This is a genomic window from Maridesulfovibrio sp. (genome assembly GCF_963666665.1).
Lineage (GTDB): Bacteria > Desulfobacterota > Desulfovibrionia > Desulfovibrionales > Desulfovibrionaceae > Maridesulfovibrio.
Genome location: NZ_OY762999.1, coordinates 1,180,667 through 1,196,466 on the forward strand (window position 1 = coordinate 1,180,667; position 15,800 = coordinate 1,196,466).

The 15,800-nt window shown below is 45.9% G+C and carries 16 protein-coding genes, 1 tRNA gene and 1 pseudogene; 6 read left to right on the plus strand and 12 right to left on the minus strand.

The window, feature by feature from the left end:
- Positions 1 to 41: 41 nt before the first annotated feature.
- The 9 genes from ACKU40_RS05235 to ACKU40_RS05275 all read right to left on the minus strand — a co-directional run bounded on the left by ACKU40_RS05235 (position 42) and on the right by ACKU40_RS05275 (position 7,268).
- Positions 42 to 938, minus strand: a complete 897-nt coding sequence (locus ACKU40_RS05235; RefSeq protein ID WP_320175466.1) for a DUF4198 domain-containing protein — start codon at positions 936 to 938, stop codon at positions 42 to 44.
- A gap of 33 nt (positions 939 to 971) precedes the next feature.
- Entirely contained in the window at positions 972 to 1,277 is a 306-nt protein-coding gene (locus ACKU40_RS05240) for a hypothetical protein (RefSeq protein WP_320175467.1), read from the minus strand.
- A 301-nt stretch (positions 1,278 to 1,578) separates the two neighbouring features.
- On the minus strand, positions 1,579 to 2,742 hold the full coding sequence (locus ACKU40_RS05245) for a tetratricopeptide repeat protein (protein WP_320175468.1): 1,164 nt from the start codon (positions 2,740 to 2,742) through the stop codon (positions 1,579 to 1,581).
- Entirely contained in the window at positions 2,739 to 3,401 is a 663-nt protein-coding gene (locus ACKU40_RS05250; protein WP_320175469.1) for an energy transducer TonB, read from the minus strand. The genes ACKU40_RS05245 and ACKU40_RS05250 overlap by 4 nt, the downstream gene beginning before the upstream one ends.
- Positions 3,401 to 3,811, minus strand: coding sequence for a biopolymer transporter ExbD (locus tag ACKU40_RS05255; protein ID WP_320175470.1), 411 nt, complete (start codon positions 3,809 to 3,811; stop codon positions 3,401 to 3,403). The genes ACKU40_RS05250 and ACKU40_RS05255 overlap by 1 nt, the downstream gene beginning before the upstream one ends.
- On the minus strand, positions 3,808 to 4,446 hold the full coding sequence (locus tag ACKU40_RS05260; RefSeq protein ID WP_320175471.1) for a MotA/TolQ/ExbB proton channel family protein: 639 nt from the start codon (positions 4,444 to 4,446) through the stop codon (positions 3,808 to 3,810). The genes ACKU40_RS05255 and ACKU40_RS05260 overlap by 4 nt, the downstream gene beginning before the upstream one ends.
- Positions 4,433 to 5,857 (minus strand): MotA/TolQ/ExbB proton channel family protein, encoded by a 1,425-nt coding sequence (locus tag ACKU40_RS05265; protein WP_320175472.1) that lies wholly within the window; start codon positions 5,855 to 5,857, stop codon positions 4,433 to 4,435. Before ACKU40_RS05265 ends, ACKU40_RS05260 begins: the two co-directional genes overlap by 14 nt.
- Entirely contained in the window at positions 5,854 to 6,609 is a 756-nt protein-coding gene (locus tag ACKU40_RS05270) for a DUF3450 domain-containing protein (RefSeq protein ID WP_320175473.1), read from the minus strand. Before ACKU40_RS05270 ends, ACKU40_RS05265 begins: the two co-directional genes overlap by 4 nt.
- Positions 6,610 to 7,191: 582 nt before the next feature.
- Positions 7,192 to 7,268 (minus strand) — tRNA-Arg (locus ACKU40_RS05275).
- A 1,341-nt stretch (positions 7,269 to 8,609) separates the two neighbouring features.
- On the opposite strand from ACKU40_RS05275, the pseudogene ACKU40_RS05280 reads away from it, so the two are divergent.
- The 3 genes and pseudogenes from ACKU40_RS05280 to ACKU40_RS05290 form a co-directional block, all read left to right on the plus strand.
- A pseudogene (locus ACKU40_RS05280) lies at positions 8,610 to 9,206 on the plus strand (methyl-accepting chemotaxis protein); the annotation flags it as partial.
- A 146-nt stretch (positions 9,207 to 9,352) separates the two neighbouring features.
- Positions 9,353 to 9,814 carry an Sbal_3080 family lipoprotein gene (locus tag ACKU40_RS05285; RefSeq protein WP_320175475.1) on the plus strand — a complete coding sequence of 154 codons (462 nt, stop codon included), beginning with the start codon at positions 9,353 to 9,355 and terminating at the stop codon, positions 9,812 to 9,814.
- A gap of 129 nt (positions 9,815 to 9,943) precedes the next feature.
- Complete coding sequence (locus ACKU40_RS05290) at positions 9,944 to 10,348, plus strand: hypothetical protein (protein ID WP_320175476.1); 405 nt, start codon at positions 9,944 to 9,946, stop codon at positions 10,346 to 10,348.
- Here the strand turns inward: ACKU40_RS05290 and ACKU40_RS05295 are convergent, their stop codons facing one another.
- From ACKU40_RS05295 to ACKU40_RS05305, 3 genes are all read right to left on the minus strand, one after another.
- A complete protein-coding gene (locus ACKU40_RS05295; protein ID WP_320175477.1) occupies positions 10,349 to 11,134 on the minus strand; it encodes an AraC family transcriptional regulator in 786 nt (261 codons plus the stop codon). It abuts the gene before it with no gap.
- Between the two features lie 11 nt (positions 11,135 to 11,145).
- The gene (locus ACKU40_RS05300; protein ID WP_320175478.1) at positions 11,146 to 11,733 is read right to left on the minus strand and encodes a LysE family transporter; all 588 of its coding nucleotides are present in this window, start codon (positions 11,731 to 11,733) and stop codon (positions 11,146 to 11,148) included.
- Between the two features lie 90 nt (positions 11,734 to 11,823).
- The gene (locus ACKU40_RS05305; protein ID WP_320175479.1) at positions 11,824 to 12,504 is read right to left on the minus strand and encodes a Crp/Fnr family transcriptional regulator; all 681 of its coding nucleotides are present in this window, start codon (positions 12,502 to 12,504) and stop codon (positions 11,824 to 11,826) included.
- 122 nt (positions 12,505 to 12,626) lie between these two features.
- Here ACKU40_RS05305 and ACKU40_RS05310 point away from each other — a divergent pair, with 122 nt between their 5' ends.
- From ACKU40_RS05310 to tig, 3 genes are all read left to right on the plus strand, one after another.
- A complete protein-coding gene (locus ACKU40_RS05310) occupies positions 12,627 to 13,622 on the plus strand; it encodes a bile acid:sodium symporter (protein WP_320175480.1) in 996 nt (331 codons plus the stop codon).
- Between the two features lie 183 nt (positions 13,623 to 13,805).
- Positions 13,806 to 14,120, plus strand: coding sequence for a tetratricopeptide repeat protein (locus ACKU40_RS05315; protein WP_320175481.1), 315 nt, complete (start codon positions 13,806 to 13,808; stop codon positions 14,118 to 14,120).
- A gap of 303 nt (positions 14,121 to 14,423) precedes the next feature.
- Positions 14,424 to 15,731 (plus strand): trigger factor, encoded by a 1,308-nt coding sequence (gene tig / locus ACKU40_RS05320; RefSeq protein ID WP_320175482.1) that lies wholly within the window; start codon positions 14,424 to 14,426, stop codon positions 15,729 to 15,731.
- Positions 15,732 to 15,800 lie beyond the last annotated feature (69 nt).

Below are 15,800 nucleotides of genomic sequence, written 5' to 3' on the forward strand. Positions count from 1 at the left end.
ACCTGAATAAGTGTATCCCCGCTTTCGTGGGGATATGGGTTTTAGGGGTTGGCTGTGAAGCTGACAGTCGCACACGAAAAAACTTTGCTGCATTTTTTCGCTAGGTTGGATAGAGGGCCTTTGGGTGAGGTCTGCTGTGTAACGTAGACATTGGCTACCCAGTGACCTGCTGTTGGGATTCGGAATTTGGCTTTTCCGTTCATAATGTATGCTGAAAGGAAGTAGCCGTCCGGTCCACCAAAGGTGTCACTGGTGAGAGTCATATAGTTAATTGCGTTGCTGTCGGTGTTTACGGGGTTACCCATGAAAGAAATATCAAAGGAAACCATGTCACCCTTGCGAACATCGGAGAGATTGCTTTCGGGGGTAATTTCCAGATCAAATCCGGCCGGTTTGGGCTTGGTCCATTTACCTATGCTGTAGAAGGCTTTTGCGTTCAGGGAGTAACGGAAGCTTTCCAGCACTTCTCCAACGTTTGTAAGTTGATCCATGGGTTTTGCCGCCATGCGCATCTTTCCGTTTTTATCTTTGTAGCGGGAAAAGAAGCTGACTTTGCTGGTCGCAGCTACCTGATATGTTCCTTCAGGAGAGTCTTTTTTCAGAGCAATCTTTCTTATCCCGATATCGCCGGTGACGATGTCCGCATAAGGAGTCTCAGTTACGGTCTCCACAGCTGATTTCGGAAGGGGAAGTTCGACTTCGGTTCCATCCGGGGCAGTAATGTAATACTTGACGATATTTGCTGAAGCAGTAGGGGAGGAGAGCAGGTCATCAAGGGGAGCGAAATGGCCCCAGCCCAGGCTTGTGAGCACATGCCCAGGTTCATGCATGTGGGATTCAAATAGGTTTACCCATAAGGAATGAGCATGGGCGGCGTGAGCTGGAAGCACTAGCGCACATAGACAAAGGGTCATGGTGTAGAATGTTCTTTTTAACAAGATTATTTCTCCTAAGCTTTGTAGTTATTGAAACTATATTCCATCTTCTCTGACTTGATGTCCCGGACCGGCGTCGAGTTCCACTTCATAGGGCTCTGCGGGGCGCACAAAGATACATGTTCCCAGTTCATCGGTTTCACCCTGCCAGAGCAAAGAATTGTCTTTGGTTCTGTATATTTTTACAGGGGTTTTGACGGCCATTTCACCTGTGGAATACATTCCTTCAACCTCAATCGTGTTTTCGTCGATGTCGGTCAGGGACATAAACAGTGAGTGCGCGTATGCTTGCGAACTCAAAAGCAGAATAAATAATCCTACGAGAATGCTTTTAATTTTCATTTTCAATCCTTTTATGAAAATATAAGATGACAATTTTACTCATGCAAAGATGTGTTTACGGTAATTGCATCGGCGATTTCTAACATCTGCTGATTATTTTATTTCAACTTGAGAATTGTTTTGCTTTTGCAGGTGAATATGAAAAAATATAATTTTTTTGAAGTAAAAATAGTTTGTTATTTAGTGCTTTTTCCTTGCTTGAGCTGTGGGTGCATGAACACTAAATGCCGGATTCCTATATAGGAATCCGGCATTTAGGCGTGGGGTCTTTTGCCCTTTGTGAGGAATTTTCAGGCCTTGTCTATTCAATGCTTTCCATTTGAGCCGTCTCAATATCAAGCAGAACTTCCAGATAGCCGGAAGCACGCTTTTTGAAATTGCCGCCGGTGATTGTTTTTAGTTCCTGCTTTGCTTTTTGCCAGTCCTTTAATTCCCATGCGCAAAGAGCCATATAGAATCTGGCCTTGCCCCCATCCTTTGTTCCCAGTACAGGTTGAAAAGCTTTGTATGCATCGTTAAACTGTCGGGCTTTAAAGAGGAGTAAGCCTTTTTTTAAGCAGGTTGATTTGTTTTCGGAGTAACGATCCATTATGTTCAACGCCTTACTTATACGCCCTGCTGAAGCGTAAAGCGCAGCAATCTTGAGAGCCTGTTCTGCACTGACTGTCGTTCCGTAGGCTCGTTCCAATGTTGTCGCAGCTAACAACGGGGCTTCCTTGTATCTGTATATGGAGGACAGTTTTTCCAATTCATGTTGTGAAGGATGCTTCAAACTATAGGCGATTTCCAGTGCCGCTGCAGTCTTTGCGAGTTGCTCTTTGTCCATATAGAGTTTGGCCAGAAGCTTCCAGTAAGCCGAGTCATCAGGAACTTGCTCCAAGTATTTCAGCAGCATGGCTTTTGCTTTATCCGGCTGTCCATTTTCGAGAAGTGCATGAATGGCTAGGGATATCCACTCTTTGTCAGGATTTTTTGTCTGGGATATAAGTTTTTGCAGTACTCTGATCGAAGATTTGAAGTTGTCGCCTTTGTAGTACATTGATCCCGCCTGAAATAATGTCTTGGGATCAGCAGGCTTTTGCAGGGTATAGGTCTTCTCCAAGAATCTGCCCGCTTCATTGTAGCGTTCCAGTTTATACGCAGTGACTGCTGTATTGCGGCAGAGGTGGATATTCTCCGGGTGGAGAGTAAAGCCTTGTTTGAAAATGTCGTATGCCTGTTTATCATCTTCTGTTTGCAGATAGGCTCCGCCAAGCACAAGAAAAACTTGAGCATCCACAGTTTCAGTGGTGGAGTCTATGTATTTCTTTATTACGGCGGCAGCTTCAGCGTATTTCTCCTCATCCAACAGTAATTGAGCTTTGTACAGATTCTGACGGGCCTGCGGGGGGAGTTTGGCAAAGCCGGTACGAACAAAACAGAATACTGCCAGCAATATAATTGTAAAAATGGATATGGTTTTCATCGTGTCAGCTCGAATTTGAATGGAAGCAGGACCCATGTGTCCACATTTTCTCCATGATATTTTCCGGGTTTGAATCTCCAGCGCCTTGCAGCCTTAAGAGCTGCCTGTTCGAAAATGCCGGAGGGACTGGCTGAATAGACGGAAAAGTTTACAGGATTTCCTTTGCTGGTAACCAACATGCGCACCACGACTTCTCCTTCAATTCGTTTACGCTTTGCTCCATAGGGATATTCAGGAGGGTAATTTCTGGTAATTTGTGGCATTTCATCCACTTCATCCATTTCAAAGCCGACTCCGCCTAATTCCATGCGGGGAATGGAAATTCCGCCTTTCAGGCCGGGATGCATGTCAGCCTTGAAATTTGGAGTGTTAATATCCATTCTTGGTTTAGTATTCTTTGGGCGGTTGGTTTTTGATGAGAATGTCTTATGCAATTGCTTTGGTGGCTTGGGGTCGTCCAGTATTTTGCGTTCAAGTGGTTCCACCGGTTCTTCTTTCTGATCTTGTGCAATACGGATTGCTCCATTAACAACCGGATTTACGGACGGTTTTTCCGCAGTGTTGAGTAGAACTACCCCGATATATATCAGCCCGGCGATCATGACGGAGCCAAGGCAGGCTGCAACAAAGTCTCCGGTTCCTCGTGTGTTCCGGAGCATTATTTTTTCCTCGCCGCGAGGCTGATGTTCTGCACTCCGGCAAGGCGGCATTGATCAAGAACCTGTACAGCGGCTCCGGTCATGCTGTCTTTGTCTGCGACAATTACAACAGCTCCTTCAGGCGTTTCTGCAAGAAAACGTTCCATATAAGCCCGAACCGAGCGGATATCTAAGGGTCTTCCTTCAATAAAAATTTGTCCTTCCGCAGTAAGGCCTAAAATGACATTAGCCTTTTCTTTGGTCTCCGCGCTTTGCGCAGAAGGGCGCTGCACATCAACTCCCGCTTCGCGTACGAAGCTGGTGGTTACAATGAAGAAGATAAGTAAAATGAAAACCATATCAATGAGGGGAGTCATGTTGATTTCACTGCCTCCGCCTCGTCTGGTGCGTGAATGACGGATACTTCTCATCTGGCTATCCCTTTCTGAGTGCTTAGGCTGTCGGTCTGTTCTTGAAGGCAAATGCAAAATAATTCCATCCGGGATTTCAGTTTTTCCCCCTTGCGCAGAAGTATTCCTCCCAGAATCAGTCCCGGAACAGCGGCTACCAGACCGCTTTGAGTTGTGACTAAAGCTTCGGATATACCTGAAGCCAGAGCACGTGCGTTTCCGGTTCCGAACTGGGCAATTACATCAAAGGTCGAAATCATACCGGTTACTGTCCCCAGAAGGCCAAGCAGTGGAGCCGCGGCCGCAAGAATCAGGATAGTACCGATGTTGCACATGGTGGTGAACTCATGACGCACACGTATTGATTTCAGCAGTTCCCTGTTTAAATCAGGATCATTACCGTTCGCATCCATATGCTCAGAGAGAATATCGAATTGCCACACCGGGAGTTTTATTTTGCATGATTGCGGCTCATTTTCATACATTTCAAGGCATTTAGCCGGAGAAAGCTCCTTATTGCTTTCACGAAAAAAGCGAAGACTCTTATATATGGCTAAAGTCCACATGATGAGTGAGAGGAGCAGCAGCGCAATCATAATATCGCCGCCGGCTTGAAAATGTTCAGTCAGGAGTTCCATGATGTTAAATTGCTGCATGGTGCTCGTCTCTACTTTTGAGTTTGCCTTTCTTCATCAGGGCAACAGCGAATCCGGATCCTTTTTCTTCCATGTCACTAATGATTTTATCCACGCGGCGGTCCAAAATATGATGCAGAATCATGATTGGGACTGCCACAGCCAGCCCTAACTGAGTAGTGACCAGTGCTTCGGATATGCCCCCGGACATCATCCGGGGATCTCCCGTGCCGTATAAAGTTATGATCTGGAAAGTGCTGATCATGCCGGTAACTGTACCCAAAAGACCCAGCAGCGGGGCAACTGCAGCTAGAACATTTAGCGAGGGCAGGGAACGTTCCAAAATCGGGAGTTCCTTGAGCAGGCCTTCTTGAAATGCATTTTCGATAATTTCTCGTGCCTGTCCCATGTAATTCAGGGTATGTCCGATGATACGGCAGGTGGGGTATTGAGATTGTTCATTGCAGAAAGTGCGGCATTTATCCCATTCATCGTTGGCAATCATATTCAGGATCTTTCCCATGTTGCGGTCCGAGTTGCTGCGGATTCTGCTAAGGGTATAGAACCGTTCGATAACTAGAATGAAAGCTGCTATCCCAACGATTATTATGGGCCAGACCAGCAGCCCCCCCGCACTCAGCCATTCTTGTATACTTTTCTGTTGCTGAGCCAGTCGGGCAAAAGAAGCTCCGTTTGAGATATCCACAGGAAAAGCAACACCATTGTTATCCAGAAAACTGTTCATAGTTTTGGATAGTGACCAACCCGGATCTCCCTTCACAGCTATGAGCTTGTCGCCGCCGGGGGAAGGGCGCAGAAAACCTAATGTCCCATCGGGCTGGCGGTAGGCTGAGGTGAATGAGCCGATGCGGAGTACTTCACCCGATTTTTCAGTCCCATCTGTTCCGGTGAATTTTCCCTCGCGCCGGTCAATTTTGCCGGATGCAATCATTTCATCCATGAACAGGCCTAGCAGATTCTGGATACCGCTTAATCCGGCAAATGTGTTGGCTTTCAATACTTCTTTTAAAATGACAGTTCGTTCCGGGTGTTCAGGAGTGGTCAGGCTTTCATGGAAATAATCCCGTGCCTGCTTGGCTGAGGTACGAATAGTTCCGTCTATGGTTTGGATTTCCTGAGCCTGCTCGGCTAATTCCTTATTAAGTTGTTTTTCTTCCTTGAGGAGTTCTTCATATTTGGCTTTGAGAGAATCAAATTTATTCTGTTTAGAGTTGATGCTGTTGTCGAGTTGCTGTTTTTCAGCTTTCAGCTCACTTTGTTCTTTTGCAATAAGGGCCTTGGTTGTTTTCGCATTTTGTTTAGCTTCCAAAGCAATGCTGCCAACGGTTTTTGCGGTGTCAGTCCAGCTCTGCGCATCTGCACAGAAAGGAAACGATAAGCAAAGTAAAAGACAATATAAGACTATTTTCATTTCGCCACTCCCAGCGGAAGTTTCAATAATTCAACAGCGCGCTTTCTTTCCGCCATGTCTTTGGCGCGGTGTAGGGTCAAAGCATATGTGGGGGCCAGAGTTTTCCACGTGTTTGAGTCCTTATCCCAGATTCCGATCTCAGAGCCGTCTGTTGTCTGGTAGTAAAGGGCTGCCCGGCCAAGGCGAAAGATAGTGACCTGGGTAGTTTTCCCGTTAATCATTAATTCCTGTGTGGAAGTGGAGATATTTTGGCCGTATTCAGTCTCGACAAGTAATGCTTCGAATACCCGGCGTAGTTTTTCACTGAGTTGCAAATGGTAATCATCCAGAGAGTCACGTAAGAACTGAATTCTGCGGGTTCTTTCATCGTTCAGAAAGGGCAGGTCGGATTTCACGAAGAGTTCCAGCTGATCAACAACTGTTTCCAAAAACGGTTCAAGCTCCATCTTAATTCGTTTCGCTTCTTCTTTGCGCCGCTTCAGCTCTGCTATTACTCCTTCCTGTTTATTGACGTATCTGCTGTATTTCTGGTTCTGAAATTCCAGCCAAGCCTCAGTGGCTTTCATCTCACGAATCTCATCGGATTTCTGTTCTTTAAGATCTGCCCAGTTCTGATATTGTCGTTGCGCTTTTGCCTCTATAGCTACAGCTTTAGAGGCTTGTTCGTGTACAGTTTTGACCTGCGTATTACCCATGGCCGGGGCACATATCAGTAGCTGTGGAATAAGAGAAAGAAGGATAAATTTATTCATAGAGTCTCCTGACAATTGAACATTTGGAATATTGAAAATCGCATTTGTATATAGGCAATTCCTATTGAACGGTTCTAACATTTGATGAATTAATTATTGTTGATTGTGAATCTCAATTGCAATATAGAGGGGGTTCTTCCCGTAGTCCGGGTTGACATGCATGATCCTAAGGTTGCTCCCTTATGCCACTTAAATCGTAACTAATCCCCTCCAAAAACTTTCATGTATGCCTAAGCTCCTGCATTTATGTGCATAGCAGGATCAGGTCCTGCTTCCACATAAATGTCTATGGATTGGATTATTTTAATGGGCTTGCCGTGCGTGTTCTACGGATGCGGTAACTTTTAAGTTGAAATCTCCAGAGAAATTTTCCGGGGGATTGAGCTTCGACCCTTCAGCATTTGCAGGGGCAATAGGCTATGTTCCAGAGTCGTTTTCAGTTCTTGCGGAAAGGCAGGAACCCTTAAGAAGTCATAAAAAAAGCCTGTTCACGTGAACAGGCTTGAAAAGTTAGGCTAGCAAAAAAGGTGAGTTAGTTTTCTAAAATATTCACCAAATTCAACTGTAAACTATTGAAATAATTGGCGGGCAATACAAGATTCGAACTTGTGACCTTCAGCTCCGGAGGCTGACACTCTATCCAACTGAGCTAATTGCCCGCGCAGAAAGCTTTACTATCCATCACTGTGCCAATCTGTCAAGAAAAAACTCCTTTATTTTGCGAACTGTTTGTAAGTTTTGGGAAGAATTTTATTGTTTTGCGTTAGTTGAAATTTAATATGGTGTTTGGCTGCTGTTGGAATTGCTGTGCTTAGCGTTATCTAAATATCAATTTGTTTTCTCAATGCAACACTCCTGTTGCTGAAATTGTCACAATCTATTGACTCAAGTGGTTTGTTTGAGTAATTTCGAAAATAACTTTTTCGGAATCGCTTATATGGTGTTCGTTGTCGTTCATAAATGTTCATCTGAAAGCAGATTTCATTGGGGTGGATTTATTTTCTTTTGAACCTTTGGAGGCAGAGGGTGCTATGAAGATCAAATTGATGATTGGGGTTGGCGTGTGTGCTGTTCTGAGTGCGTTGTCAGTGTTTACCGCAGCGGAATTCGGGACTGATTTGAAATTTGTGTTACAGATTGCAGCCGTGTCTGTTCTTGTGATTGTCCTGTTGGGAGGGATGGTCACTGTTCAGATGGTGAGCAGAGGGGCTGCGAAAAAATCAGATGCTATTGCCAAGTATCTGAAGGGTGTTGAAGAAGGGGACTTTAATTCTAATCGGCCTGAGTCTTGTGAAGGGGATCTCGGTCAGCTTGGCAAGCAAGTCTGTTCTACTATTGATGTTCTTAAAAAAAGGATCGGTTTTTCAGAAGGGGTACTTAATGCCATTGCCGAGGCGTATCCTTTTATGACCTGTGATGCCGAGGCGAAAGTTAATTACGTTGGTAATCGGCTTTTCAAGATTTCCGGTAAAACCGGCAAGCCTGAAGATTATTACGGTTTAACAACCGGTGGGTATGTGTACGGCGACAACTCACGTAAAACAAGGACAGACCGTGTTGTGAGCGAGGGCATCCGCATTGAAGGCGAGACTTCTTTTGAGGGTGACGGCGGTCTTCATGAATTACAGTTTTCCGGCGAGCCATTTTATGATCTTGATGATGAATTGTGCGGAGCTTTGACCATTTACTTCGACCTTACTGAGGTTAAACAGCAGCAGCGTGAAATTCAGGAAAATGCCGAAAGGGTCGCTAATGTTGCGGCTGAACTTGTAGATATTACCGGACAGGTTAATACTGCTGCCGGAGTGATCGCTTCACAGATTGAAGAAGCGGCTAAGGGCGCGGCTTTACAGTCTGAGCGGATTACTGAAACTGCTTCCGCCATGGAAGAGATGAACAGCACAACCCTTGAAGTGGCCCGTAACGCTGTTGATGCTGCGGATAATGCCACAGCAGCGGCTAATAATGCTCACGAAGGCCAGAACGAAGGCCGCAAGCTGGTTGAATCTATTGAGACTATGAATACACATGCCACAAATCTGGGTACTTTCATGAGTGATCTTGGAAAGCAGACAGATTCCGTGGGAAGTGTTATAACGGTTATTCAGGATATTGCTGATCAGACTAACCTGTTGGCTTTGAACGCTGCAATTGAGGCAGCCCGGGCAGGTGAAGCAGGGCGCGGATTTGCGGTTGTTGCCGACGAAGTGCGTAAGCTTGCTGAGAAGACCATGACTGCTACCGATGAGGTAGGCAAAGCAATCAAGGCCATTCAGGACGGGGCGCAGAGGTCCATTGAAGGTGTGCGCCTTGCAAGCAATGCCGTTGAGCAGTCAACAGAAATTGCGCACAGCTCCGGTCAGACACTAGAACGAATTGCGGAAATCGTTAACGGTACCTCTGATCAGGTTCAGTCCATTGCAACTGCGGCGGAACAACAATCCGCGACCAGTGAGGAGATCAACCGGGCAGTTGATGACATCAACTCCATCGCCGCCCAGACAGCGGAAGGCATGCATGCCGCCAATGAAGCCAGTTCCGAATTGGTCCGGATGAGCGATGAGCTTAATACTTTAATTAAACAGCTTTCTTCCTAGTACAGTCCCGTACTCCATTGTCCGAAGCAGGTCGCATTGTTTATACAGTGCGGCCTGTTTCACTTTGTAAGGTCGGGACCTTGACCCCGTAGTGTAACCATCATACTCCGGCTTAAGTCGTGCTTGAGGGGGATAGTTTGCAAAGCTTGAAATTATATTTTGTTGTGGCGATTCTGGGTTTTATTACAGGGTGTTCGTCGATTGATGTTGTTAATGAGCCTGTTCCGGAGATTTTGCAGGCGGAGAAGGTTTGCATCATTGAACATGATGGTACCCGTGAACTCTTTAAGACAACTCTTAAGGAATGGATGCGGGATCAAGGAATTACGCCGGACGTTTATCCGCAGGATACTTCCGTAGATATTTGCGAATGGACTATCACTTACGAAGGACGGTGGTCATGGATGGTCGGTTTGTACCTGGCTGATGCAAAGATCTCAGCTTATCGTGATGGCTACGAGGCCGGGCGAGCATGGTTGGGTATAGGAAAATGGGATGGCTACAAATGGGAAAACGGAAAAGTCCGCATTTATAAATTGATGGACATGCTTTCCGGTAAAGTCGGCCATTACGAATTACCAACTATACAGAATGATAAAGCCGATTAATCCGTAAAAGCTTGTGCAAAAAACGTCCCTTCAGTGAGGGGACGTTTTTTTTATTCGAAACCGTGAGCTGTGATCCGAAATGTGCTATTCTCTAGATGAACCACAATAATCTCAGCAAGGAGCGTGAGTATGGGTGTCAGTTGGGGAGTACGGGTCAGGGTGGTTATTCTTTTCCTTTTGGGGGCAATTCTGTCTTTTCCGGGCGCGCTGCTGGTTCTGTCCGGATTTATGGAGCCTGATATGGGGTCGGATGATGCTTTGGCCATGTTTTTTATGGGCGGTTTGCTCAGTTTTTGTGGATTGCTGATCTGGTGGATGATGCGCAAGGTCTACCGCCGTGGCAAGTATATGACTGCCCGTATGTGCCGGACGCAGGATGATGAGGACGCTGCTATGGGGATGGCTATGGCCCAAACTCATTATATAGCTTCAACCATGCATGACTCTGCTGACAATGATTTTGACTCAGGGGATGTTGATTCTGATATTGATACGGATTTCGATTCCGGCGGCGATTTTGATATCAATGATTGATCAGCAGGATTTGTTGATCAGTTTTGAATACGCCTTGGCGGTGATCCCGTAGACGCTTTTGAATTGGCGGTTGAAATGCGAGAGGTCATAGAATCCGCAATCGAGCATGACTGCGTACAATTCTTCTCCGCTATCAAGGAGCTTTTTGGCCTGTTCAGTCCTGCAACTGAGGAAGAACTGGTATGGCGAGAGTCCTTTCATTGCCTTGAATTGACGGATGAAGTGGAATTTGGACATCTGCACTTCCTTGCAGATTTCATCGAGTTTCAGCGGTGCTTCGAAATTGTCGTGCATCATTTCAACCGCGCGTTGTACCGCCTTGTAATTACGGGGGGTACGCCGTTGTTCTACTGTATTCGCTGTCCGGTCTATGACGTCCATGATCAGCTCGCTGGTCAGCAGGTCTCCTTTGCCTGTTTCGATTGAACGGGTCAGGTTAACAATGTTTGCTGCCAGTTTCGGATCATTAATTATAGGAGTGGAGAATTTCAGCACATCCTTTTTGCCGGATACTTTTTCAAACAGCTCCCGCGGGATGTAGGTCATAACATATTCAAGTCCTGTTTCACCTCCGGAGCAGCCGTCATGCAATTGTTCCGGGCTGAAAAGCATGATTCCGCCCGGTTTTGAATACAGCATTTCCCCTTCCAACCAATATTTTTGAATTCCTTGCAGGGTCACTCCTATGGCGTATTCCTCATGGGAGTGCTTCCTGTATTTGAATTCATCAAATCTGGCTGAAAGAACGGTCAGGTCTTCATGATGTGTGTAGTTGAATTCCCGCATAACTAATATACTTAAAGTAAGTTTTGCAGTCCGGAAATGGACCATGCGCAGTAAACCATGGTCAATGACAGGATGATGTTTGCCTGTTTCTGGTATGGGCGCAGGTAGCGACGGAAGAACGTTCCCAGCACAACCCATGAGCTGTAGGCGCAGAAACCGATGAATGTCAGTATAAGCACGTACAGGGCAATGTCCATAGGATCAGAGAAAGCAGGGATTACAAAACTGCCAATGACGGTCAGGGTGAAAAGCACTACTTTCGGGTTGATGAACTGCATGGTGAATCCGGTCATGAATCCACCGCTCTTTTTCGAGTTTCCGCCGTCATCCATGTGCAGAATTTTCCATGCAAGGTAGAGCATGTAGCCTGTCCCGATAATAGCCATGACGGTTTGGATCTGCGGCATCATTTTAAAAAGGTAGCTGCTCAGGGCTGCGGAAAGGCTCAGTAATATGCCGAAAGCCAGTGTTGCCCCGGCCACGAATTCAAGTGCTTTTTTGTGGCCGTGGTTTTGCGCTGTGGAAAATATTACAATGTTTGAAGGTCCGGGGGTGAATGTCACCACAATGCTGTAGGCCAGAAATGCCAGTATGTTCATACGTCTTTCTCCTCATTTTCAGTATGAGTAGAAATTGGCACAGGCTGGTTTTATCCGGATAGTACAAAGTTGCTCAGTTTGCTGATGTCTTCAGCGCAGGCATCCTCCTTCGCGGCAACGGCTCAGTTCCTCGTGGTCGAGAATATCAATTTCTGAACCATCAACTGAAATTAAGCCGTTGGAACTCATTTTCTTCATGGTTCGGGATAGGGCTTCAGGAGTGATTCCAATAATTTTGGAAAGTTCGCGATAGGATATATCCATGGTTATCCTCCCATTTTTTTCACGGCTGAGGAAGTAGGCTGCGAGTCGTGAAGGGACCTGCTTGAGTGATAGAGAGTCTATCATTTCCATGGCATCCTTAAGCCGTCTGGACATTACCCGCATCATCTGCATCAGGATAGTGGGGTCTTCCTGAACCAGTTTTTCATATTCAGTTGGGTTGATGAAAAGGACCCGGCTGTCTTCCAGAGCACTCATGTTCGCCGGGAGCACTCCATCGGAAAAGACTGAACACAGGCAGAACGGTTCTCCGGGACCGAATACGAAGATTGTCTGCTCTTTGCCTTCGTCGGAAATTTTGAAAAGTTTAACTTTCCCAGTCAGCAAAACATGTAGCCCCTTGGATGCTTTGTCTTCGCTAAAGAAAATTGATTTACGGGGGATTTCATTAACTACTGCATACTTGGATAGTCTTTCCAGCTGTTCTTTTTTTAATTTGGCAAAAAGGGGCAGCTCGCTGATTTCTTTTTCAATGTCTTTTTTATTCATAGTTTGTCCCAAATGCGATCCTGTTGATCGAGGTCAATGTGCGTTTGAATTGTATGGGGTAGTTTTTAACTCATGAGGGCGGGGTAGAGCAATGAATGAACTTTAATGAATTGGAGAAGGATATGTGGACTATATTACAGAAAATTACAAAGAATTTGATTCTGGCTATTCCGGTGATGATGGTTGCGGGATTTATTTATGGATTGAGCTTTGATCCAACTTGGTTGAAATCAATGATTATTCCGTTCACTTTTTTGATGGTCTATCCCATGATGGTTACCCTGAAGGTTAAAAAAGTTTTTGAAGGAGGGGATGGCAAAGCTCAGCTCCTGACCCAGATGATCAATTTCGGAATTGTTCCTTTTGTCGCCTTTGGGTTCGGTATGTATTTCTTTTCTGATAGGCCCTATATGGCTTTGGGATTGTTGCTTGCGGGATTGGTCCCGACTAGCGGAATGACCATTTCATGGACCGGGTTTGCCAAGGGGAATATGTCCGCAGCGGTAAAAATGACTGTGGTAGGTCTAGTTGCCGGTTCTTTGCTGACCCCGGTTTTCGTAAAGTTGCTGATGGGCGCTTCTATTGAGATTAACCTAATGGCGGTATTTAAACAGATTGTATTTATCGTTTTTCTGCCTATGGGGCTTGGCTTTTTGACCCAGAAATTCATGATCAAGAGATATGGTCAGGCTGATTTTCAGAAATATGTCGGTCCGAAATTCCCGACTATCTCAACTCTTGGTGTGCTTGGGATCGTATTTGTGGCTCTTGCCCTTAAGGCCAAGACCATTGCTTCAGCACCGGAAGTTTTGCTCAGCATCCTCGTTCCGTTATTGCTTCTTTACCTGTTCAATTTTACCTTGAGCACTTTGGTCGGTAAGACATTGCTGCCGCGAGGAGACGCAATTGCCCTTGTGTATGGTTCAGTCATGCGAAACCTGTCTATCGCACTGGCAATCGCTATTAATGCATTCGGAGCGCAAGGATCGGATGCTGCTCTTGTAATTGCGGTGGCATACATTATTCAGGTGCAGTCGGCGGCATGGTATGTGCGTTTCACGGATAAGATATTTGGAAATAGCCAGCCAAAACCAGCCCGATTTGCCTGTCAGGGATGATAGAGTTTAGAAGAATGCACCGTGTAAGTGCTTAGAAAAATGGAAATAAGCCACATATATTTTTATGTGGCTTATTTTTTTTAAAATTAAGATTTGACATTGAAAATCGTTTTCAATATCTTGTATTCAAGCACGACGGAAAATAGCTTTCAAACAATTTCAAATATATCTCAGGAGAATCATATGTGTAATCTCGGAAAAGCATGGCAGTTGAACAGGGAAGGTATGCAGGCCTGTAACAAGGGCGATTTCAAAAAAGCGGAAAATAATCTGAGGGCAGCGATTCAAATGTCTCAGTGCAAGTCCAAGAAGATTCATCGGGCTACCTTGCATAACAATCTTGCTGTTGTCTTGCAGATGTGCGGCAAAGAAGATGAGGCGGTACATGCATATGATCTCGCTATCGGCTTCCTTAACCCCGGCCACAAAGGGCAGGCAGCCTTGATAGAGCGGTTTGAATCAAAGCGGAAAGCACTAAAGCAGAAGCTTGCAGCATAAATTTTAATCAATACGCATCTCCTCCTTGCTTAAGCGGGATCCTGTAGCGGGGTTCCGCTTTATTATTAATGATACGTGTAAGCGGGCATCCACTGGGAATTTAGGGATAAAATTCAATTTATATTCATTATTTGTGAATCAACTCCTTTAAGGGGGTTGACTTTGTGTGGAAACTGCCTAAATAATCCCAGTTCTTTTGTTGGAACAATGTGAAAGACTTCACGTTGGCCGACACAAGCCAAAGTACACAACTGCCGTAGCGGTTTGCTCGTGGCAGATATATTTTCTAGGAGGATGCCTAAGATGGATTTTAATATTGAAGAAGTTTCAGCGGTAGAAAGAGAGATTAAAGTTTCCGTACCTGCTGAAGAAGTTGGTGCAGCTCTGGATGCAACCGTTGCCCTGTACAAAGTACAGACCCCGGTTAAAGGTTTCAGAAAGGGTAAAGTTCCTGCTTCTGTTATCCAGTCAAAGTACAAAAAACAGATCATCAGCGAAGCTACCACTGACCTGATCAACTACCAGATCAACGATATCCTCAACGGCCAGTCCTTCGTTCCCGTTTCCAAAATTGACGTTGACGCTAAGGAACTCGTTCGCGGTGAAGATTTCAGCTATGTAATCAAGTTCGAAATCGTTCCTGAATTCGATACTCCCGGTTACCTCGGTCTTTCCGTTGAAGAAGAGCGTGCCGAAGTTTCCGAAGATGAACTGAAAGACGTTGAAACCAGACTGCTCCAGTCCATGGCTAAGATCGCTCCCATTGAGGAAGATCGTCCTGCTAAGGACGGCGAACTCGCTTCCGTAACTTTCTCCGCAGAAATGGACGGCGAGCCTATCCCCGGCGTACAGGCTGACAACTTCGACCTGCCCATCGGTGAAGGTCACTCTCTTGAAGAGTTCGAAGAGTTCGTTAAGACCCTGAAAGCTGGTGAGTCCGGTGAAACTGACATCACTTTCCCTGAAGATTTCATCAACTCCGATCTCGCAGGCAAGACCGCAACCATGAAGGTTACTGTTCACGCCGTTAAAGAACGCAAAATGCCCGAACTTACCGACGATGTTGTTAAGCAGGCCGGCGGTTTTGAATCCGTTGAAAAAATGCGTGAGATCATTAAGCAGTCCTACTCTGCAAACCGCAAGCAGCTCAACAAGTCTGCAGCTCAGACCAAGCTGATCAGCGGTATCGTTAAAGAACTCGACTTCCCGCTGCCTCCTTCCCTCATGGAAGACCGCCTGCAGCGTATGGTTGCTGATGTTATCGGCCGCGCAGAGCGTTCCGGTAAGAGCTTTGAGTCTCTCGGCAAATCCTTGGAAGAGCTCCGTGAAGAACAGCGTCCCATGGCTGAAGAGTCCGTACGCACTGAAATCTTCCTGCTCAACGTTGCTAAGCGTGAAGAGCTTTCCGTAGAACCTCAGGAAGTTGAAGGCGCTCTCTACCAGATCGCACAGCAGACCAGACAGGATCTTAGCTCCGTTAAGTCCTACTACGAAGAGAACAACCTCCTTGTTCCTCTCAAGGACCGTCTCCTTGCTGACAAGGCTGCCGAGTTCATCTACGAAAACGCAGACGTTACTGAAATCGATCCTGTTAAAAAGGACGACAAGTAATCTCGACCGTTTAAATATACATGTTAGGCGGCGTGGTTATCTTACCGCGCCGCCTTTTGATTTTTTTTG